The sequence below is a fragment of the Chryseobacterium sp. MMS23-Vi53 genome (assembly GCF_047651245.1).
Taxonomy (GTDB): domain Bacteria; phylum Bacteroidota; class Bacteroidia; order Flavobacteriales; family Weeksellaceae; genus Chryseobacterium.
Window position 1 is genome coordinate 212,285 of sequence record NZ_CP180265.1, and the last position, 22,027, is coordinate 234,311.

General features: G+C 32.6%; 16 protein-coding genes and 1 tRNA gene. 7 read left to right on the top strand and 10 right to left on the bottom strand.

The genetic code is table 11. The annotated features are described in order from the left end of the window. Nucleotides 1-358: 358 nt before the first annotated feature. Complete coding sequence (locus tag ACKX2A_RS00960; RefSeq protein ID WP_415327154.1) at nucleotides 359-2,893, top strand: hypothetical protein; 2,535 nt, start codon at nucleotides 359-361, stop codon at nucleotides 2,891-2,893. A 373-nt stretch (nucleotides 2,894-3,266) separates the two neighbouring features. Here the strand turns inward: ACKX2A_RS00960 and ACKX2A_RS00965 are convergent, their stop codons facing one another. Together ACKX2A_RS00965 and ACKX2A_RS00970 are read right to left on the bottom strand one after the other, a co-directional pair. Then, complete coding sequence (locus tag ACKX2A_RS00965) at nucleotides 3,267-3,683, bottom strand: acyl-CoA thioesterase (RefSeq protein WP_415327155.1); 417 nt, start codon at nucleotides 3,681-3,683, stop codon at nucleotides 3,267-3,269. Between the two features lie 217 nt (nucleotides 3,684-3,900). Then, a complete protein-coding gene (locus ACKX2A_RS00970) occupies nucleotides 3,901-4,293 on the bottom strand; it encodes a VOC family protein (RefSeq protein ID WP_415327156.1) in 393 nt (130 codons plus the stop codon). Between the two features lie 304 nt (nucleotides 4,294-4,597). On the opposite strand from ACKX2A_RS00970, the gene ACKX2A_RS00975 reads away from it, so the two are divergent. Both ACKX2A_RS00975 and ACKX2A_RS00980 read left to right on the top strand, forming a co-directional pair. Further along, complete coding sequence (locus ACKX2A_RS00975) at nucleotides 4,598-5,395, top strand: SDR family oxidoreductase (protein WP_415327157.1); 798 nt, start codon at nucleotides 4,598-4,600, stop codon at nucleotides 5,393-5,395. A 294-nt stretch (nucleotides 5,396-5,689) separates the two neighbouring features. Then, entirely contained in the window at nucleotides 5,690-6,604 is a 915-nt protein-coding gene (locus ACKX2A_RS00980; RefSeq protein WP_415327158.1) for a helix-turn-helix domain-containing protein, read from the top strand. Nucleotides 6,605-7,566: 962 nt separating this feature from the next. Here the strand turns inward: ACKX2A_RS00980 and ACKX2A_RS00985 are convergent. After that, a tRNA-Arg gene (locus tag ACKX2A_RS00985) sits at nucleotides 7,567-7,638 on the bottom strand. 321 nt (nucleotides 7,639-7,959) lie between these two features. Further along, nucleotides 7,960-8,730 (bottom strand): alpha/beta hydrolase, encoded by a 771-nt coding sequence (locus ACKX2A_RS00990; protein ID WP_415327159.1) that lies wholly within the window; start codon nucleotides 8,728-8,730, stop codon nucleotides 7,960-7,962. 327 nt (nucleotides 8,731-9,057) lie between these two features. On the opposite strand from ACKX2A_RS00990, the gene ACKX2A_RS00995 reads away from it, so the two are divergent. Continuing rightward, a complete protein-coding gene (locus ACKX2A_RS00995; RefSeq protein WP_415327160.1) occupies nucleotides 9,058-9,693 on the top strand; it encodes an NAD(P)-dependent oxidoreductase in 636 nt (211 codons plus the stop codon). A 255-nt stretch (nucleotides 9,694-9,948) separates the two neighbouring features. Here the strand turns inward: ACKX2A_RS00995 and uvrA are convergent, their stop codons facing one another. After that, a complete protein-coding gene (gene uvrA / locus ACKX2A_RS01000) occupies nucleotides 9,949-12,741 on the bottom strand; it encodes an excinuclease ABC subunit UvrA (RefSeq protein WP_415327161.1) in 2,793 nt (930 codons plus the stop codon). An 872-nt stretch (nucleotides 12,742-13,613) separates the two neighbouring features. On the opposite strand from uvrA, the gene ACKX2A_RS01005 reads away from it, so the two are divergent. Together ACKX2A_RS01005 and ACKX2A_RS01010 are read left to right on the top strand one after the other, a co-directional pair. Next, entirely contained in the window at nucleotides 13,614-15,425 is a 1,812-nt protein-coding gene (locus ACKX2A_RS01005; RefSeq protein WP_415327162.1) for a TonB-dependent receptor plug domain-containing protein, read from the top strand. A gap of 77 nt (nucleotides 15,426-15,502) precedes the next feature. Further along, nucleotides 15,503-16,219, top strand: coding sequence for a DUF2490 domain-containing protein (locus ACKX2A_RS01010; RefSeq protein ID WP_415327163.1), 717 nt, complete (start codon nucleotides 15,503-15,505; stop codon nucleotides 16,217-16,219). Here ACKX2A_RS01010 and ACKX2A_RS01015 read toward each other — a convergent pair. From ACKX2A_RS01015 to ACKX2A_RS01030, 4 genes are all read right to left on the bottom strand, one after another. Then, nucleotides 16,216-18,264, bottom strand: coding sequence for a M48 family metallopeptidase (locus tag ACKX2A_RS01015; RefSeq protein WP_415327164.1), 2,049 nt, complete (start codon nucleotides 18,262-18,264; stop codon nucleotides 16,216-16,218). The two genes, ACKX2A_RS01010 and ACKX2A_RS01015, sit on opposite strands and share 4 nt — an antisense overlap. A gap of 7 nt (nucleotides 18,265-18,271) precedes the next feature. Further along, nucleotides 18,272-18,718 carry a phosphohydrolase gene (locus ACKX2A_RS01020; protein WP_415327165.1) on the bottom strand — a complete coding sequence of 149 codons (447 nt, stop codon included), beginning with the start codon at nucleotides 18,716-18,718 and terminating at the stop codon, nucleotides 18,272-18,274. Nucleotides 18,719-18,799: 81 nt separating this feature from the next. Beyond that, complete coding sequence (locus ACKX2A_RS01025) at nucleotides 18,800-19,135, bottom strand: YegP family protein (RefSeq protein WP_415327166.1); 336 nt, start codon at nucleotides 19,133-19,135, stop codon at nucleotides 18,800-18,802. A 36-nt stretch (nucleotides 19,136-19,171) separates the two neighbouring features. Then, nucleotides 19,172-19,474 carry a hypothetical protein gene (locus ACKX2A_RS01030; RefSeq protein WP_415327167.1) on the bottom strand — a complete coding sequence of 101 codons (303 nt, stop codon included), beginning with the start codon at nucleotides 19,472-19,474 and terminating at the stop codon, nucleotides 19,172-19,174. Between the two features lie 310 nt (nucleotides 19,475-19,784). On the opposite strand from ACKX2A_RS01030, the gene ACKX2A_RS01035 reads away from it, so the two are divergent. Then, complete coding sequence (locus ACKX2A_RS01035; RefSeq protein WP_415327168.1) at nucleotides 19,785-20,189, top strand: DUF805 domain-containing protein; 405 nt, start codon at nucleotides 19,785-19,787, stop codon at nucleotides 20,187-20,189. Between the two features lie 53 nt (nucleotides 20,190-20,242). Here ACKX2A_RS01035 and ACKX2A_RS01040 read toward each other — a convergent pair whose 3' ends face one another. After that, entirely contained in the window at nucleotides 20,243-22,021 is a 1,779-nt protein-coding gene (locus ACKX2A_RS01040; RefSeq protein WP_415327169.1) for an acyl-CoA dehydrogenase family protein, read from the bottom strand. Between the last annotated feature and the right edge of the window lie 6 nt (nucleotides 22,022-22,027).

Below are 22,027 nucleotides of genomic sequence, written 5' to 3' on the forward strand. Positions count from 1 at the left end.
TTTGATGTTATTATGTTAAATAAAATAAGTGTTAGTTTTTTATAAGAACAGTTGTAAAGGAAAATTCTCCCCCCAGTATTTGGATAAAATATCTTTCTCTTCGATGCTCTCAAAACAGGTAAATATTATCATTTTGTGATTTTTTTTTACTGCATATATACTGCTTTTTAACTTTAAAGTTTTGATTTTAAGGACGAGCGAAAATGTGAAATACTTGTCATATTGAATATTCAAACAAAGATGATACTTTTGCTCGTCAAAATTTAATCGCAAAACTTTATGATCTGTGCCGGCCGATCTGGAAGTTTGAGATACGATTCTAGAAACACAAAAACAAAAATTTAAAAAAATCTAAACAATGAGAAAAAGATTACTGATCACAGGGATGCTCTCTGTAGCTTCACTAGCTTTTGCGCAAGTTGGGATAAATACCCAACAAGCAGAGACAACATTTGATATTGTTGCCAAAGATTCTAAAGGTACATCTCGAGTTCCAGAGGGACTCTTGATTCCGAGAGTAGACCGTGAGAGAGCTCAGTCTATGTTTGGTGTGCCAATTTCTACATTAATTTATATAAATGATATTTCCACAGGATCTGCAGCCGGCATTGCTGCCAATGTAGATGAAGTTGGTTACTATTATTATAATGGTACAGTCTGGACAAAAATTGCAGAAGGATCATCAAACAACATACATGTTTATAATTCTAATGGAACAATTACTTCTAATAGAATAGTTAGCTTAGAAGATAAAGGTTTTTCATTTAACGGAACCAGAAATAATGGTTTTGCCGTAAATAAAGTTGGAGATAATCCTAGTTCTGTGATATCAGCCGACATGGAGAATGCAAGAGTGGGTATTGGTACTAGCACTCCTCAAGCAAAATTGGATATTAGAACATCTACTAATGCTTATGGACTTCAACATTCAGATGATAATATACGATTAAGATCCTGGATTAATGAAAAAGAAGCTTTCTTTGGAAATATAACGAATCATGGTTTAAGTTTAATGACAAATAATAGAGGGCGTCTTTATATAGCTAATGATGGAAATGTTGGTATTGGTACAAAGACGCCAAATAATAGATTAGATTTGGGATATGATGCAGCAGATACAGTTAATGATCCATCCGGAAAAAAATTAGCTATTTTTAATAATTTAGCAGGAGACTCATTTTATGGGTTTGGTATTAGCTCATATGCATTACAATTTCACTCAGGATCAAAAAAAGATGATGCCCCTGCAATGGTACTAAAAGGGAATACTGTGGACAATTCTGGTAAATTGGGAATAGGAACTACAGAGCCATCAGAAAGATTACACGTAGCCGGTAAAGTAAGAATAGAAGATGGTACTCAGGGTGCCAACAAAGTACTGGTATCCGATGTAAATGGAGTAGGATCTTGGAAAGATCTTCCTGGAGCCACGGGTGTAAATATTTACAATGGTGATGGGACTATCACAGGAAACCGTACTATTACGATGTTGGATCGTCATCTTACATTCAACACAGGAACAGGTGGCCTTAGCGTAAATGGTAATACTAATGGTCTCACCCGCGCCAACTTTACCAACCAAAACACAGGAACTAGCAGCCGTTCAGATATTAATATTGGAACTCCGAACAATAATATTTATTTAGGGGTAGATACAGGAGGTGCAATCTTCGGTGCAGGGAAAAAATCATATATAGACAATCGTTCAGAAGGCTCTTTATTTATTGGTAACCAAGGGATTGCAAAGATGACATTGGATAAATCAGGTAATATTGGTATTGGAACTACAACTCCAAATGCTGCTGCTGTTTTGGATGTATCATCTACCACCCAAGGCTTTCTTCCTCCAAGATTGACTACAGCACAGAGGAATGCTATTGCCAACAGACCGCCAGGTTTAATGGTCTATAATACAGATACTAACTGTCTGAATTTTTGGAATTCTGCGGAATGGGTTTCTACCTGCTCTTCTACCTCTGTACCGCCAAGCCAGGGAACTATTGAGACATTAAATTGTTCGGGAGCATCTCACAACGGAGCTTTAGTGATGGAATCATCTGCTTCAGGAGTTTCATCTGTTATCTCTTATACAGGAGGAAATGGGTTATCTCATAATGGACAGTCCGTTTCTTCTACGGGCGTAACAGGCCTTACAGCTACACTATCATCAGGAAGTTTTGCGAACGGGAACGGAACTGTAACATATACCATTACAGGAACACCATCTTCAGTAGGAACAGCAAGTTTTGCCATTAATATAGGAGGAAAAGCCTGTACAATTACTAGGACTGTAACGGAACCTGAACCGCCGACAGGAGCATCTTTTTTATGTACGCCAAATTCCTATTTCATTTCAGCATTTGATCGTAACAACCCAACTGTAAATGCAACTGTAAATGGTAAACAAGTTACAGTTACCTATAGCAATTTTACAAATTCTACCTATCCTATGTCAAATCCAGCAACTTGGCAGGTAAATAATTGTGGTATTGGAACTGTTCCTACGGGAGGTATGATGATGGGAACTACAGCAGGAGGAGCCTCTAGTAGATTAACAATTAAATTTAGTAGACCCGTAAGTAATTTTAGAATAGATCAGCTTGTTACTAGTTACGGAGAAAAATATACGTACAAGTTTAAAAGAAATGGTGTTCAGGTAACTCCTGTTTTAAGAATATGGTCTGATTGCTTAAGTAATTATCAATTCGAGAATGCACTTACCAACGGTATTTATATAACAAATGTTGTAAATTCTCCAGCTCCTACAATGCATTCAGGTGTAAAATATAATTTTGAAAAAGTTTGGTTTGACGAGATAGAATTAGTTGCTACATCAACACTACAGACATATAATGGTTCAATATTTTCAGCTTGTATTGGTTCTGTATTATAAAGTTATCTTTATACAGGAGAAATATCCAAATAATAGCATTCTTACTTTTATACAGCTAAAAATTAAATTGTTTTAATTAAGCAAAATAGTTTATACACAAATCATTATATATAGTGCTCTATTCGAAGGTATATTTAATTAAAATATAGATAGGGCATTTTTCTAAATCTCCATTGAGTTTTAGTTTATTTGTTAAAAACTTAAAGAAAAGAGCTTATAACATTAGATTTCTAACCTAATATTTATATATTTAACAAGCAGAACTGTTTCGCAGTTCTGCTTATTTTTGTATTATTAATAAAACACGGAAAGAATTTTATATAACAAAAAGCACCCGAAATTCGGATGCTTAAGAAATATATCTTTTTCAATATTAACTTTCTAAAACAGGTGCGTCCGAAATAAGTGCTTTTAATGATTCCGGTAAAAAAGGTCTTCCTCCTGTAGCCGGAACACAAGTTCCTGTAAAGACAGCCTTTGTTGTTACTTTTCCATTCAGGATAATAGATTGTTTGAAATGCAGTTTTGGAGCGTCGTTCTTATCACGGAATACTTCACAAGTTACAGTAAAAACATCTCCTTGCTTTAAAGATCTGAGAAAATTGATAGTATATTCCGACAATACCATATTTACTCCGTTTTTTGCTTCATTTTCCAAATTAAAACCCAGAATTTCATCAATATACTGATGTCTGCAATATTCCATATAGAATGGATAATATAATCCATCCATAATTCCCTGTACATCAATATGCTCTTCTTTTGCGGTGTATTCTTGCGAATATTTCATAATACAATTTATTTTGATAGTAAAGCTAATAATAAATTTTAGCAGATCAAGACTGTTATGATAAAATTAAAGTACTTATTCATTACTTATGATTGCAAATGGTTTTGCATCAGATAAATATACTTTTCAAAGAGTATAGATGTAGTGGAAGAGGGTAAATTTAGTTTGATTTGTAGATGTTTTGTGATATAAAAAAAAGCGAAATTTAAAGTTAAAATTACATTCCCGGCCAATAATATAAAACATTGAATTTATGCCCATCCGGATCGGAAAACACAAAAGTATATCCTTCACCAATTTCATAAGGTTCAACGGAAATTTTTCCACCTGTATTTTTTACAATATTTATCCATTCTTCAACCTCATCTTTACTCTCTGCAGAAAGACTGAATATAATTTCATTTCCATTTGTAAATTCAGTTTTGGTATTTTTCTCAATAATATCTTTCAGGAAAAAATTAATGATAAAATTGCTTTCTCCAAAAGAAAAGCTGGTCATTTCTTTGGAATTCATTTCGCTGTTGGGCTTAAAACCTAGCTTGGTATAAAAATCATTTGTCCGTTGAATATCTTTAACAGCAAGGTTCCCCCAGATTTTTTTTGTTTTCATAATATTAAATGTATTTGGTGTTGTGATTATTAAAATTACAAATCTTTTATTAATTTTTAATTTTAAAATTAGAAAAGGAATATCCACAAAATTTGTCTTTCCATAGGAATCTAAGCATAGTATTAGAAAATAATATGAAAAGATTCAAGAGATGCTTTCAGCATGACAAGCTTGACGAATATTTATTATGTTTCGCAATTAAAAAATAACAGTTTTCATTTTGGCTACATCAATCTCCGTTTTGGCAACTTTAATCTTTGCTCAAGTGCAGACCTTTGTCCTGTAATTTAAAACAATTAAAAAAATGAAAACAATTTTTATAACAGGTGCTTCGACAGGATTAGGAAAAGCAACCGCAAAATTATTTCAAAGCAAAGGATGGAACGTTATTGCAACAATGAGAAATCCTGAAGCTGAAACAGAACTTACTCAATTGGACAACGTAACCTTGCTTCCTCTTGATGTTACAGATTTAGATCAAATTAAATCAACCGTAAAAAAGACATTAGAAATCAGTGATGTTGATGTGGTATTCAATAACGCAGGTTATGGCTTGATTGGTCCATTAGAATCTTTATCTGATGATCAGATCGTAAGACAGATTACAACCAATCTACTAGGAGTTATTCGTGTGACACAGGCTTTTATTCCTTATTTCAGAGAGAATAGAAAAGGAATATTTATTTCTACAACTTCAATCGGTGGATTGTTGACTTTCCCAATCAGTTCGATTTATCATGCTACAAAATGGGCATTGGAAGGATGGAGCGAAAGTATGGCTTTTGAATTGAATACTTTAGGAATCGACATTAAAACTGTTGCTCCCGGTGGAATTAAAACAGATTTTATCAGCCGTTCTCTAGATACAGGAAATCAACCGGAATACGAAGAATTGGTGAACACAATGTTCTCAAATACAGAATCGATGATGGAACATGCAACTGCACCGGAACTGATCGCTGAAGTTGTATATGAAGCAGCAACAGACGGTAAAAAACAGTTAACTTATATTGCCGGAGAAGATGCAAAAGCATTATATGCGCAACGTAAGGAAATGGGTGTAGAAGCTTTCAGAGGACAGTTTGGAAAGCAGTTTATCTAAATTGGGTTCGAGTGTTTTAGTGTAGGAGAGTCGTAGGATTGAGAGCTTTTGAGTTTTCTCTCGCAGATAATGCAGATGTTTTTTAATTTATAATTAATTTTGAAATATGCACAAACATCTGCGTCATCTGTAAAATCTGTGAGAGTTTTGAATAAAAAATAAGCATGAGTTTAGAATTTTTGAATAATTTCTCAATATGATTTTTTGCAAAAATCTACTCGAAATGACGCTATTTTTAATGAATTTTACACTAAACCACTAAAAACCCTCAAACATAAATCGTATCTTTAAATCATGGAAAAGAAAGACAATTCCCCTTTAAAATTTTCGTCAATTTCTGAGATTCACCAGATTCTGGGAGTTGAGAAACCGCTTCATCCGCTCATCAGCTTGGTGGACAATACGAAAATGAATGTCGATAAATTTTATCTTGACAGAACTTTTACGCTGGGTTTCTATAAGGTTTCTTATAAATTTTCTGTAAACGGAAAGATGGGATATGGACAGGGATATTATGATTTCAATGAAGGCGGGCTGATGTTTACAGCTCCAAATCAGATACTTTTTACAGATAGTGATGCGGAATATCAAGGGTATACTTTATTTATTCATCCCGAATTTTTACGCAATTATCCCTTAGCAAAAAATATTAAGAAATATGGCTTCTTTTCTTATGATACGAATGAAGCTTTGCATTTATCCGAAAAAGAAAAAACTTTAATTGTTGGTTTGCTGGATAATATTAATGATGAGCTTCATACGGCTATTGATGAAATCAGTCAGGATGTGATTATTTCTTATATCGAAGTTTTATTGAATTACAGCAATCGTTTTTATAAACGACAATTTATCACACGAAAGGCTGTAAATAATGATCTTCTTTCTAAAATGGAACATGTTTTAGATGATTATTTTAATCAGCAGCAGACTTTAACGAACGGACTTCCAACAGTAGAATTTTTGGCGTCAAAACTTAATTTATCAACGCATTATTTGAGTGATATGCTGAGAAATTTAACAGGACAAAATGCACAACAACATATTCATGAAAAGTTGATTGAAAAAGCAAAAGAATATTTAACAACAACCAATTTTTCGGTTTCAGAAGTGGCGTATCAATTGGGATTTGAGCATTCCCAGTCTTTTAATAAATTATTTAAAAAGAAAACCAATACAACGCCGTTGTGTTACAAGCAACTTTTTAACTGATGAGGTTTATAAAATATAATTGCAATAAATGAAATAAAAAGCATCCGAATTTCGGATGCTTAATAAAAAAAATCAATCTAAATACTCAGAATAATTTTGTACTCTCTTGGTTGGAATAGTTTTATATTTTATTTTTTACAAACTCTTGAAAGATTTTGTATTTTTTTTGACATATAAATCAATCTGCTCAAATCAATGAACAAAAAAGGGTGGAGGAAGCTGTTTTGTATTTAAAAGCTAAATTTATCAGATCTGCCGAAAAGAATTTCGTGTTGAATTGTACTGTTCATCAATATGTGTTTATAATTTTACAGCACAAAAATATATATATAAAATGAAAGCGCATGTTAAAAAATTATAAACTTTCATTTTTCTGAATTTATTTCTTTTTTTATAATTACTTAAGGAAAAATATTCTTTTTAAATGCGATTTTGATGATTGTATTTAATCTATAAATTCTAATATCCATTGGCTAAATCAGTTTCTTGGGAAAGACCAATTTTCTTTTTTATGCAATTGAATCAAAGAAAAAGTATTATAAGTTACTAGATCTTTTATCCGAAGAAATTTAAAATATTTCTTCGGATTTTTTTTATAGTTATTAGGTTAAAAATTAATAATAGAAAGATGAACACATGCACTTGATGTTAAATAATGACCACTGCAATTCTACTTCCTTATGTTTTTAATTTTTTCTTTTTCAGGATGTTATTGGTGTGTAGAATATATGTAGTAGCTTGTCGTTCAAGAAAAGATAATACATTTGTCCCGGAAATAAGAGATAAAGAAAATCTTATTTCAAATTCATATAACAATATTTTACTAAAAAAATATTTGTTTTTCATTTAGTGTTTGGCCAAAGAAATTTTTTCTTTGGCTTTTTCCTTTCATTTTCTCTTTGATCTCAAAGGATAAAAGATTTATAAAAAAGTAATAATTCGATAAAATAATGATTAAAATATAGCCTCACCAGGAATCGAACCTGGATCTAAAGTTTAGGAAACTTTTGTTTTATCCATTAAACTATGAGGCCTTTTCTCAAATGTATTAAATAAACGGGAAAATATAAATGAAAAAAGAGGCAGAGATGAAAGAACCCGCTCTTTAGGAGCGAGTTCAGTAGATAAAAACATCTCATTTTTTTAATTAGACAACAATAAAAAAGCACAGCCGACAATGCTGTGCTTAAATTTTTATAAATTTAATTGCGATTTCAGAACTGAAAAAAGCAAAATATGTTTCCACTTCAGTAATTATTACATAGTAAATGTAGGAAATAAAATTTATATAAACAATGAACTAAATGTTAAAATTTACACTTTATCCACATTTTTTTGTGGATAATTCTGTAAGCTTAATTTTCTGTTAAATATTCTTCAATAAGCCTGTTGATCGTATCTTTCTCTTCTTCACTTCCTTTATCATCCATTTTTCCATGATTAATTTGTGTAAATTTTACCGTAATATGATACTTTTCCTGTTCTTCCGGAGTTGGCAAAACACCCTCGTCAGCGGGATAATCATTCGAGCGTAAAGTATAGATTTTAGGTATTGAAGTTTTAGGAAGATACATTCTTCTGTTATCCATCGTAATGATTTTATACACAAGATTCGGATGCTCATTGGCGAAAAGCGCTGTCATATCGCCACCGTTGGAATGCCCAATAACAGCAAGATGCTTATAATCCAGCTCAGGCCTGGTTTTTTTTAATTCATTTAAAACAAATAAAATATTTTCAGAACCTCTTTTCCAGAAAGGCATTCTTACAATCTGCGGTTTTCCTTCTGATGGAATCAATTCATCTGTTGGAAGCTCATGTTGAATACTTACTACGAGATAGCCCTTTGATGCTAAGTTTTTAGTTAAAGAAGAGTAAATCAGGTAATCTCCGCCTTTATTTCCACCATATCCATGATTAAAAATCACAATCTGTTGTTTTGAAATTTTATCATCCGTTTTCGGACTGAAAAAAGCGACAGGAATCTTTCGGTTTCTAGCTTTATCAAACATGATTAAAGTATCAATTTTTACATCAAAATTCTGGTTAAGATTAATATTTTTCTTTGTCGAACAATTAATTAAAAATGATAGAATAGTAAAAAAGGATAGGAGTTTGTATTTCATATATAATATTTATGGGTGCTTCGACAAGCTCAGCATTACATTTTTAATACTAATCGATTTATTTTAACGGTGATTTTATAGCGATGTTATAATAAGCTTGTCGAAGCATCTAATTTAAAATTATTAGTTTAAATATGGAAAAAATTCCTACCTTTATCTCATCAAAATCTCTTTATAAATAATACCCAAAATTTCAGGATAATTCTTATCGCCTGAAACCCAAAGGTTCAAATTTCTGAACCCTAAAAATCTATTATTTAATTTCAAAAAAAGTAAAAGCTATCTAAATCTGAGTATCGGCTTTTGCTATCAATAAAGAGAAATCCTATGAAAACAAGTATAATAGCCGTAATCGGCGGAACAGGAAAGTCCGGAAAATATCTTGTTCAACAACTTTTAGAGAATAATTATCCAATCAAATTATTACTGAGAAATCCGGAAAATTTTATGCTTCAAGATCCCTTGATTGAAATTGTAAAAGGTGATGCGAGAGATTATAATTCCATTCAAAATTTAATTAAAGATTGCGATATTGTGATCAGCACTTTGGGGCAACCTGCAGGTGAAGAATCAATCTTCAGTGATGCGGCGAAAAATATCATCAAAGGAATGAATTTTCATGGAATTAAAAGATATATCGCCACAACCGGTTTGAACGTCAACACGCCTTTTGATAACAAAAATGAAAAGGTAAAAATGGCAACCGACTGGATGTATCAAAACTATCCGAAAACGACTGCAGACAAGCAAAAAGAATATGATCTTCTAGCTGAAAGTAATCTGGATTGGACTTTGGTAAGACTTCCATTAATTAATCTAACAAATGAAAGTTTTGCAACTGAAACAAGTTTAGAAGATTGTAAAGGCGAAAATATTTCAGCTACGGATTTGGGGAAATTTTTGGTTTCTCAGATGGATGATGAAAGCTTTATTAAGCAGAGTCCATTTTTCTATAATATTTAAATGAGAAAATCTAGTATTTCAAAAATAAGCGAAGCGCCTTTGTTTCACTTAAAAATATAAATTTGAATTAAAATAAATCATTGTTTATCCTTGCGATTAATTTAAACACTAATGACGCAAATATTTTACACTAATTTCCACAAATTTATATATGGAATTATTATTAATTTAAATATTAGTGTTATTTGTGAAAAAAATTAGTGCAATTTGTATTTAAACCAAAAAAAGAGAGTCACATTGACTCTCTTTCTATTTTTAATTCTCCAACTTTTCTTTGATATATTTCGCTGTATGAGATTTTTTACTTTTCGTTAAATCTTCAGGTGTTCCTGCAAAAACAACTTCTCCGCCGTGCTTTCCTGCTTCAGGGCCAATATCAATGATGTGATCTGCACATTTGATGATATCCGGTTGATGTTCAATAACAATCACGGAATGTCCAAGATCAATCAAAGCCTGTAAAGACTTCAACAGCTTCTGAATATCGTGAAAATGAAGACCTGTTGAAGGTTCGTCAAAAATGAACAAAGTTTTATCGGTCGTTACACCTTTTACAAGGAAAGAAGCCAATTTTACACGCTGTGCTTCACCGCCGGAAAGAGTAGAAGAGCTTTGCCCCAATTGAAGATAGCCCAAACCAACTTCCTGCAAAGGTCTTAGTTTCGTTACAATTTTTTCTTCTTTATTATCTTTAAAGAACTCTAAAGCTTCATCAACGGTCATGTGAAGAATATCGGAGATGTTTTTCTCATCGAATTTCACTTCCAGAATTTCGTTTTTGAAACGTGTACCTTTACAAACCTCGCATTCAAGCTCGATATCTGCCATGAACTGCATCGAAACATTGATGACACCTTCACCTTTACATTCGTCGCATCTTCCGCCATCTACGTTGAAAGAGAAATGTTTAGGTTTATAACCCATCATTTTTGCAATCTTCTGTTTAGCAAAGAGATCTCTGATGTCGTCATAAGCTTTAAGGTACGTTACAGGATTAGATCTCGAAGATTTTCCGATCGGGTTCTGGTCGATTAATTCAATGTTTTTAATCAGCTTTTTCGGAAATTCAACAGAATCATAATCTCCTTTTTTTCCGCCCATTCCTAATTGAATCTGAATGTCATTCGTAAGAATTTCTTTCATTAATGTAGACTTTCCACTTCCTGAAACTCCAGAAATTACAACGAGATTCTCTAAAGGAATATCAACATCAATATTTTTAAGATTATTTTGTCTCGCACCTTTTATATTGATCCATTCTTTCGCTTTCCTACGCTTTTTCGGAACTTCGATTTCCAATCTTCCCGTCAAATATTTTGAAGTTAAAGTATCTGCATTTTTCAGTTCTTTGTAATCTCCTGCAAAAACCAGTTCACCACCCAAATAACCCGCTTCCGGACCAATATCGATGATGTAATCTGCGGCTCTCATAACGTCTTCATCGTGTTCTACGACGATAACTGTGTTTCCTAGATCGCGAAGATTTTTTAAAACTTCAATTAAATTTTCCGTATCTCTTGAATGAAGCCCGATCGAGGGTTCGTCCAAAATATAAATAGATCCGACCAAAGAACTTCCCAGGCTTGTAGCCAAGTTAATTCTCTGACTTTCACCACCGGAAAGCGTGTTGGACGTTCTGTTTAAAGTTAAATATCCTAAACCGACTTTTAATAGAAATTCAAGACGGGTCTTAATTTCGTATAATAATCTTTTAGCAACTTCCTGATCGTGTTCTGATAATTTTAAACTGTTAATTAAAGGAAAAAGTTCGTCCAAAGGAAGCTCAATCATCGACTGAATATTGTGTCCGCCAACTTTTACCCAGCTCGTTTCTTCACGCAGTCTCAAACCTTCGCAAGTCGGGCAAAGTGTTTTTCCGCGGTATCTGGAAAGCATTACACGATACTGGATTTTGTATAAATTTTCTTCCAGCATTTTGAAGAAGTTATCGATCGAAGGGAACGTACTTTTTCCGTCACCTTTCCAAAGATATTTTTTCTGTTCTTTGGTTAATTGATGGTAAGGCTTATGAATAGGGAAGTCTTTCGCTTTTTTTATGAAATCCTTTTTCCATTCGCTCATACTTTCGCCTCTCCAGGAAACAACGGCGTCTTCGAAAACGGATAATGTTTTATTAGGAACGACAAGATCTTCATCAATTCCGATCACTTTTCCGTACCCTTCACAAGTCGGACAAGCGCCGTAAGGATTATTAAAGCTGAAAAAATGAACGTTTGGTTCTAAAAATTCTATTCCGTCAAGCTCAAATTTATTTGAAAATTCTTTTATTTTTCCTGTATCGACATTCTTTAAGGCACAATATCCGCGACCTTCATAGAAAGCCATTTGGATAGAATCGGCAAGACGCTGAAGAAAACTTTCATCGTCTTCATAAGCAAAACGGTCGATCACCAAATTGATTTCCATTCCTTTTTCGGGAGTAAATCCAAAACTCTCCAAATCCTCGATTCCTGCAACATTTCCATTGATTTCCAATCTTGTGAAACCTGCCAGTTTTAGAACATTTAAATTCTCACCAAAATTAGCAGCATCGTATTCATAAGGTGCTGTTAATAAAAATGAAGTATCTTTTTTGGATGCTTTAATAAAATCTACAACATCCGTCACCGAATCTTTTTTCACTTCTTCACCAGAAACCGGTGAAAATGTTTTTCCGATTCTCGCAAAGAGAAGCTTCATATAATCATAAATCTCCGTTGAAGTTCCGACTGTTGATCTCGGATTCGAAGAAATTACTTTTTGCTGAATGGCGATGGAAGGTGCTAAACCTTTAATATCATCAACTTTCGGCTTTTCTAATTTTCCCAAAAACTGACGCGCATAAGAGCTTAAACTCTCTACATATCTTCTTTGTCCTTCCGCATAAATTGTATCAAAAGCCAATGAAGATTTTCCGCTTCCGGAAACTCCTGTGATCACGATCAGCTTATTTTTAGGGATGAGAACATCGATGTGTTTCAGATTGTTAAGATGTGCATTCTTAACGAAAATCTGTTTTTTAATATCTATATCTGTTGTGTTAGCCATAGTAAAATTAAGACTAACAAAATTACGAATTTTTGGCGGATTTTTTATGATTTAGTTCAATTGATTTTAAATACTGATTGCACGAATTTTTTTCACGAATAACACAAATAAACATAAATAATAATTGATTTTTTTTAATTGAAATTTTATTTATCGCAAGGATAAAAAAAAATTTATTTTAATTCAAACCTTATATTTTTAAGTGAAACAAAGGCGCTTCGCTTATTTTTGAAATACAAATTTTATTGTTTTACTTTCTTAAGTTTACGCCTTTGTTTATCATAAAAGTATATTCATTTTGATATTTCTTTGTCTTCCTTGGCGATAAAATATTTTTAAACACAAACTTCAACACAAATAATATAAATAAAATGGGGAACATTAGTGAAAAAATTTATGCTATTAGTTTTTAATAAAAAATAAATTGTTAAAATTTTAAATTATTTTAAAGACTTACAATCAGGATTTTAGAATATAAATATTAAACAGTATTATGGAAGAAAATTAAAATATTCGTATTAATGATAATTTAATAGTGGTAAAATTTAAACAAATATTAACTAAATGTTACTATTCGATGCATATTATTGATTCTCAATGTTAAATTTTATGATTTTTATACATTTTTAACATCAAAGTATTGTTTTGTATATTAAAAATATTTAAAATTGTATTCATAAATATGTAATATAGAAATGAGAAAATTATTCAGAGATCTAGTTACACATTTAATGAGAAAAAGATAACGAAATTACTCCCAAGAAGATGCAGTTCCCCAACTGCATCTTTTTTTATGACAACTATCATTTGTGTGTCTTCCTGAACTCCACTACTTTTGGGCTCACAAAACTAACTGAGAATAATTCTGATTTATGACTAAAAAATTACTTTCTGTTTTCTTTTTGGGAACACTATTTCTTGTTCAGGCGCAGGAAAAATCAACCGATATAGACAGTATTGAAATTCAGGGAAAACTGATTTCCATTCCTTATAAAATTGCTAACCAAAATATCACCATTATTACAAAAGAGGAGATCGAAAATTCTCCTGCAAAAAGCATTGATGAGATACTGCAACAGGTTCCGGGAATGGACATCAGAAGGAGAGGTGCAAATGGTGTACAAAGTGATTTGGGGTTCCGTGGAAGTTCTTCTGAACAGGTTCTTTTGCTATTAAACGGCATCAGAATGAGTGATTCTCAAACGGGGCATAACTCTATGAATTTACCGATCGATCTTGAAGATGTTGAAAGAATTGAAGTGATAAAAGGTCCCGGAGCAAGACGATTTGGGCAAAATGCTTTCGCCGGAGTGATTAATGTAATTACAAAAACGCATATCGGGAAAAGAGTAAAGATAAGCGCTGAAGGCGGAGATTATGAAACTTTCGGGTTTGGATTGAATGCCCAGTTGGGAAATGAAAAATTTTCAAATTCTCTTCAGGCAAATTCCAATTCTTCGCAGGGATATATGTACAACACGGATTATGAAATTCGAAATGTTTTTTATCAAAGTAAACTAGCGATAAAAGACGGTGATATCCGATTACAGGCTGGTTTTTCAGAGAAAAAATTTGGAGCCAACGGATTTTATTCTTCACCGAAAGCAGTCGATCAATATGAAGAAACACAGGCTTCTGTAGTAAGTCTGGCGCATCAGCAGACGTTTGGAAATCTTAAAATTCATTCGAATGTCTATTGGAGAAGAGGGCAGGATATGTACTTATACAACAGACAAAAACCTGAAATCTACCGAAATATGCACATCGGAAATAATGTGGGTGGAGAAGTGAATTCCAGCTACGAATGGGGGTTAGGAACTACAGGAATTGGTGTTGAATTAAGAAAAGAATTTTTAGCGAGTAATAATTTAGGACATCAGGATCGCTTTGTTTCTCAGGTTTTCTTTGAGCATCATTTTTCTTTGTTAGATAAAAAATTAAACATCAGTCCGGGAGTTTCCTGGGCAAATTATTCTAAAGAAGGAAGTTTTTTCTATCCTGGTTTAGATGTTGGATATAACTTTAATTCAAATAATAAAATCTACGGAAATATTTCTAAAGTTTCCCGTGTTCCTACTTTTACGGATCTTTATTATGTAAGTCCGACAGAACGTGGAAATCCAGATTTATTGCCTGAAAATGCCCTTTCAGCGGAAGTTGGATACCAATATCAAAACAAAGGACTTTTGGCGAAGGTAAGCGGATTTTTAAGGAATTCAGACAATTCAATTGATTGGATCAAACAGAGCTTAACAAGCCCGACTTGGTACGCTCAAAACGTAGGTGAAATCGAAACAAAAGGAATTGAAATTGAAGTGAACCACAGAATTTTAAATTGGTTAAAATATTCTGTAGGATATACTTATTTAGATAATAAAATTAATGCTTCTGGTGAATTTGTATCAAGATATATTATTGATAATTTAAGACATCAGGTGATTGCAAAATTGGAAACAAGATTCCTGCAAAACTTCACAAATGAGCTTGTTTACCGTTATAACGAAAGAGTGAATAACGGAAGTTATAACTTGTTGGACGAAAAATTAAGTTTTGTTAAAAGAGACTTTTCCGTGTATGTTTTAATTAATAATATTACAAATACTTCATATACAGAAACTTTTGGAGTTGCAATGCCGCAAAGATGGTTTCACTTAGGGTTTTCCTATAATATCAATATTAAATAATTGTTAATTAAGAATGAATCAAAGTTAATATTACGAAATTGTTAATTCAATTACATTTGCAAAAATTTTTTTCAAAGATGAAACTTTTTCTAGGTCTTAGTTTATTTTTAAGTCTTACATTTATTAAAGCTCAGGAACATATTTCCGGATTTGGAGCATTAACTTTAACTTACAAGTTTCACCCGAAATTTTTCCTTTACGCGGAAGGTCAGATGAGAAGCATCGATAAGTTTACTTACCCAGATTATTACGAAATAAAGGGAGGATTGGGGTATTATCTTACAAAAAATCACAAGCCTTTTATTGGTTTGGGAAGATATGCAACGTATAAAGAACATGCCATCAATAAAGAGGAATTCAGAGTTTGGCTGCAAGATGTAATTGATGTTAAAAAAGGGATCGTAAAATTTGAAAACCGTTTACGTGTTGAAAAAAGCTGGTTTTACGAACCACAGACAGATAAAAATTCAGAAAGAATGCGTTACCGTTACCGTTTGAATGTAAGTGTTCCATTGAATTCAAAAGAAGTAAAAAAAGGTACGATTTTCGCAAACGTTTATGACGAAATTTTCCTTGTAACCCCGATGAAACCTACGTTTGCAAGAAACAGAGTATATGCAGGAGGCGGTTATCAGATCGATAACAGTATCGGAGTTGCAGCAGGATATCTTTGGCAGAGAGAATTTAATGCAACCAACAACCAGAATTTTCATTTTCTGTACGTTGCTTTAAACATCAATATCGACGGGACAAATCATCCTGTGAAAACATTTGACTATCCGGGAGCGGATTAGGATGCTTTATCCAAATCCGCTTGGAAATCTATAAGTTGAATTTTATAATCAGAATATATTTTGTTAAGAATTGTTTGGTATTCATTAATTAAAGAATACACTGCATCTACTTCAGTTTGAATGTATTTATCATTATTAAAATAAATATATTCTGAGTTTATAAAATCTTTCAGCAATTTTTTGTTTTCGATTGATAAAAAGTCTTTATAACCAGATTCTTCAACAAAATGTTTTATGATATCTTTAAAAGGCTTTTCATTTTTAAGTAAGTTGGCTCTGTGTTTACGAATTTCTTCAACAGGCAAAGTTACCATCATAAACTGCAAATGAGGAATGAAATTATTGATTGAATTTTGAAATATATCATATTCACGATCCAATTTTGCAAACGTTTTATATTTTCCAATTAGAACTTTTTTGTCGCTTTCATCGGCTTTCTGATAAAAATGCTGAAAAATATTTTTATCATTTTCCTTAATCTCGGATTGAATATTTTCTAAATCTTTCGTAAATCTCGGAATTAATATTTTAGCTTCATTTGCTTTATATAGTCTTCCATCGCATTTGAATGTTTTAATTATTTTCGGATTTGCGACAAGATGTTTTAATGTATAAAGATCACTTTCAATGCCTACTTTTTCATGAGTTAACGAAACTTTTTTATCATTAAAGAAATCATTTTCTGTAGATTTTTCAATGTTAATTAATTCCTCAACATTTTCCAAAACGGGATTATGTCTTTCGTAATATCCGTTAAAATCTGTAAAAATGCTGTTGTAAGGATATTTTTCATTATAAAGCTCTAAAAATTTTTCATTGTCTTCCACAACCTCTCCGATATTTTTAATGCTGTATAAGGTTAAATATTTACTTGTCAAAGCCTTACAAATCTCATCAAATCCACGAATAATATTTTTTGCCAGTTCATTATTTTCCGGACGGTTTTTGGTTTGATTTTTCCAAATTGTTTCAACTCTCTGATCTGTTTCAGGATGGAAAGACCATTGATCTTCAATCTTAATTTTTGTTTTATTATAACGTGTAAGATCATCCAAATCAACCTTTGGAAGATTATTTTCATAAGAGTGATTGTTTCTTTCGCTGAAAACTTTCATTAAAATAGTCTGATTTTCGAAAAGATTTTCAGGAAGATATTTGTTGTCACTTTCTGCATAAAACATAAATGAACTGTTGAATGCAGCACTGCTTAAATCAAGTCTTAACAAAGAAGTTGCCTGTTCTTTTGGATTGGTAACATACGTTGCCACTGCATCAGCATGAAATTCCATTTCTCTTCTTAAAGACGCATTATTTTTGAACAAGAAATCAGAAAAAAGTTTTAAAATAGATTGAAAAACACTGATAAATCCTACAGCAATAATTCCTGTAAGCTGGAACACCCAATGTCCCGAACCATTTTTAATCGAGTTTTCAAAATCCTGATTATTGTAAACCGTATCGAAAATAATTTTTTCTGCCTGATTTACATATCCTCCGATTTTCATACTTCGTTGCGAGAAATGCCCAAATTCGTGAGCAAGAACGCTTTTAAGCTCACCAACCGTTGTAGAATTAATTAATCCCATTCCGATGGTAAGATTCTTTTTAACGGGCAAAAACATACTCCAGAAAAGGGAATTGTAACTTACACTTGCGTTAACTTCCGGAGAAAGAAAAACTTTTCCGGGTTTCTTAACTTTTGTTTCTGCAACAATTTCATTGATAATAGCAAAGAGTTCCGGCTGATTTTTTTCATCAATTTCAATTAAATGCCTGTTGCTGTAATTGCTTTTGATGAAAATAAATTTAATCAAAAAATAAAATACCAAAACACCGATTCCTACCATTCCTAATGCTATTGCTCCGGTAAAATAATTTACATTAATTGATACTATTTTTATCGCTCCATACCCCAATAAAAAGAGCATGAGGAGAGAAATTAAAATTAATATAAAATATACTACAAAAAATATCGAAACAGAAGCAATTGCAGAAATCAGCTTAGATCGGTAAGCTGATGAAATAGGGGGTAGGTTATTAGTCATTTTGTCTTTAATATTTATCAATCAGATAATGATAAGCTTTTAAATATTTATTAAATCTTTTAATATCTTTTGGTGTAAGTTCTCGGTTTACCCTTCTCAAATCCATGTTGTCGCGAAGATCATTTAGCTTTACAGCTACAGCAAGAGGTGATCTTTCTGTTCTTTTTACAAAATCATCGTAATTTTCATCAGGATCGAATTTTGTAAGGCAACTGATCGCGAAAATAATGTACTCGGGAAAACCCTGACCTCGTAAATAATCTAAACTGAACTCTTCAAGATTATCTTCTACAACATCATGCAGAACGCCAACGATTTTTTCGTCCATGGTTTTACCATATTCCATCACGCGCATTACGTGTGCGATATACGGAGCGTGGTATTTGTCGGTTTGACCTTTATGTGCCTTATCGGCTATTTTTATTGCTCGGTGGAGCATTTCGTCTTTTGTCATTTTATGTAAAGTAGACTACAAAAATAAAAAATGCTTCAAAATTTTGAAGCATTTAGTAAAATTTTATTTTAAATCTTTGTATTAAGAAATTGTTTCATCTTCTACACTGGCATGAGGAGCATTCGTTTTCACAGAATCGATGCCGTTTTCCATGCCGTTTTCAGATTCGTACATTTGGCTGCTTCCGATGACTTGTCCGTTTGCTGCTTTCAGATTAAAATAACTTCGGTTGTCTTTGGCTTTGTTCCTTTCAAATTTCGAATCGTCCTGAGCATTTTTTCTCACCGATTCTATTCCGTTTTCGCACGAAGGTTTGGAGCTATATCCTTGACTTGTAAGAATTACCTGTCCGTTTCCCGCTTTTAAATTAAATTGAAAATCGCCATCGTTTCTTTTGGAGATAATAAATTTTCCCATAGTTTATAAATATTTTGAGTTTCTGGTTTAAGTTTTTTATTTTGTAGTTTTCTCCGTGTTTTTTGATTTTTCCGGAGGAGTTGAATTAAGCATTTTATAATCTGTTGTATCTCTTTTCTTGCTTCTGATTCTCGAATAAATCGCAGTATCTCTAGGTGTGGCATTTGGCATTTTGTAAAGGCTTTTTTGTTGATCTGATCTCTGCGGAGGTTGTATTTTCTTAGAATCTAATTTGAAAAGCTTAGTTGTATCAGATCTTGGAATTAATTTTTTTTTCTCTTTTTCCTGAGCGGAAGCGGAGATTGAAATAAATGTAATTGCTACTAACAATAGTCTCATTATCGTGAATTTTTTATTAAAATTAATAATTTTTTTCTAATTATAAAGGGTTTAAAATTTTATCTGTTAATTTATGATTTAATTGATCATTCATTTTTTGCGGTCGCAAATTCCTAGCCCCGATTGTAATGAAAATCCTTTTTTGAAAAAAAAGATTGCAATGGAAAGCGGGATTAAGCTTCAAATAAAAATTAAAAAAGTCTATGTATAGGACAATTGAAATCCTTCAGTTATTACTATCCAAGAAAAATAATTTGAAATCATCAAATAAAAATCATTACATTTGAAATTCACATTAAAAAACTAAACTATGAAATGGTACTTAAAAGTATTAAAACAGTACGCAGATTTTAGCGGAAGAGCGAGAAGAACGGAGTATTGGATGTATGTTTTATTCAACATAATCTTTGCAATTGTTGCAATTATTTTGGATAATGTCTTAGGATTAAAATTTACACCAGAAATACCTTATGGGTATATTTATTTCCTTTATGCTATCGCGACTTTGATTCCTGGATTGGCTGTATCTGTCAGAAGATTACATGATGTTGATAAAAGTGGATGGTTTATATTAATTTCTTTAATTCCGATTATTGGTGGGATTTGGTTATTGATTTTAAATGCAACTGAAGGAACACATGGAAGAAATCAGTATGGTGAAGATCCAAAAGGAAACTTCAACGAAATTAATGAAATTGGTCAAAAACAATTTTAATATCATAAAAAAACCGGAATTTACTTCCGGTTTTTTTATGTGTAAACATTTAATTAATAATGTCCTTTTTGGATGAAATGAGCAGCTATTTTTTCTGTTAATGCCACAACATTCGGATGATTGGTATATTTTGTAAATCTTCTTAATCCTGAAAGCATCATTCTCTGTTCGTCACCTTCCGCGAAAGAAACAATTCCTTCTTTTGCAGAAGTAATGATTTTCTCAACCGCTTTATATAGATTTAACTGAGCCATTGCAGCTTCCACAGAGTCTGCAGAGAAATGTTTTTCTGCTCTTAGAACCGCAGATTCTGCCATATAGATTTGGTTCAGAATTTCAGAAGCATTTAATAATAAATGTTGCTGTTTCTCAATATCCATCATATATTTTTGAAGGGCAGCACCCGAAACCATTAAGAAAACTTTCTTAAGATTAGCAATAATTGCTTTTTCTTCACTCATAAATTCAGAATAATCCGGAACTTCGAATGACGGAATTCCCATTAACTCTTTGCTGATCGCCATTGCAGGAGAAAGTAAATCTAATTCTCCCTTCATTGCTCTCTTAATCAACATTCCAACCGCCAAAAGTCTGTTGATTTCGTTGGTTCCTTCGTAAATTCTACCGATTCTAGCGTCTCTCCATGCAGATTCCATCGGTGTGTCTTCTGAGAATCCCATTCCACCGTAGATTTGGATTCCTTCGTCTGCTGTATTTTGAGTAAGATCTGATACAAAAACTTTTAGAATTGAAGCTTCTACAGCGAATTCTTCAACACCTTTTAGTTCAGCTTGTTGATGATCCATTCCTCCTGCAACCAATTCTGCAATTTTATCTTCAACATTTTTTGCTAAACGATAAGATCCTGCTTCACTTACAAAAACTCCCGTTGACATTTCAGCAATTTTCTTTCTGATCGCTCCAAAAGTTGAGATAGAAACTCCAAACTGCTTTCTTTCATTTGAATATTGAATAGAGTGGTTTAAAATTCTTCTTTGCCCGTCAAGGTTTGCAGCAGCTAACTTGATTCTACCAACATTTAATGCATTCAAAGCGATTTTGAAACCGTTGTTTCTTTCACCCAGCATATTCTCAACAGGAACTTTCATATCATTGAAGAAAACCTGACGGGTAGAAGACGAGCGAATACCTAATTTGTGCTCTTCTTCACCGAAAGTCAGACTTTCTGGATTCTCCAATTCAGAACGGTTGATTACAAAACCTGTGATGTTTTTATCATCATCAATTTTAGCAAACAACGTGAATGTATCTGCAAAACCTGCGTTTGAGATCCACATTTTTTGTCCGTTGATGATATAATGTTTTCCATCCTCAGACAATCTTGCTCTTGTTTTTCCTGAATTGGCATCAGAACCTGCATCCGGCTCAGTCAAACAATAGGCTCCGAATTTTGTTCCTGTCGCTAAATCCGGAAGATATTTCTTTTTTAATTCTTCACTTCCGTAAAGTAGAGTCGGAAGCGTACCGATTCCTGTATGCGCTCCATAAGCCGTTGCTAATGAACCGTTTCCTCCAGAAACATAATCACAAGCCAACATTGTGCTCACGAATCCCATTCCAAGACCACCATATTCTTCAGGAACTGTGATTCCTAGTAATCCCATTTCTCCAAGCTGACGCATGGTTTGTTCTGTTAAAGCATAATCTTTCTTCTCAAAACGATCATGGTGTGGAATTACTTCTCTATCTATAAATTCTTTCGCAGAATCGCGAAGCATTTTTTGTTCTTCATTCAGTTCTTCAAGACTGAAAATTTCGTTTGCAGGAATTTCTTTAATTAAGAATTCTCCACCTTTTACAATATTTCCCATTTAATA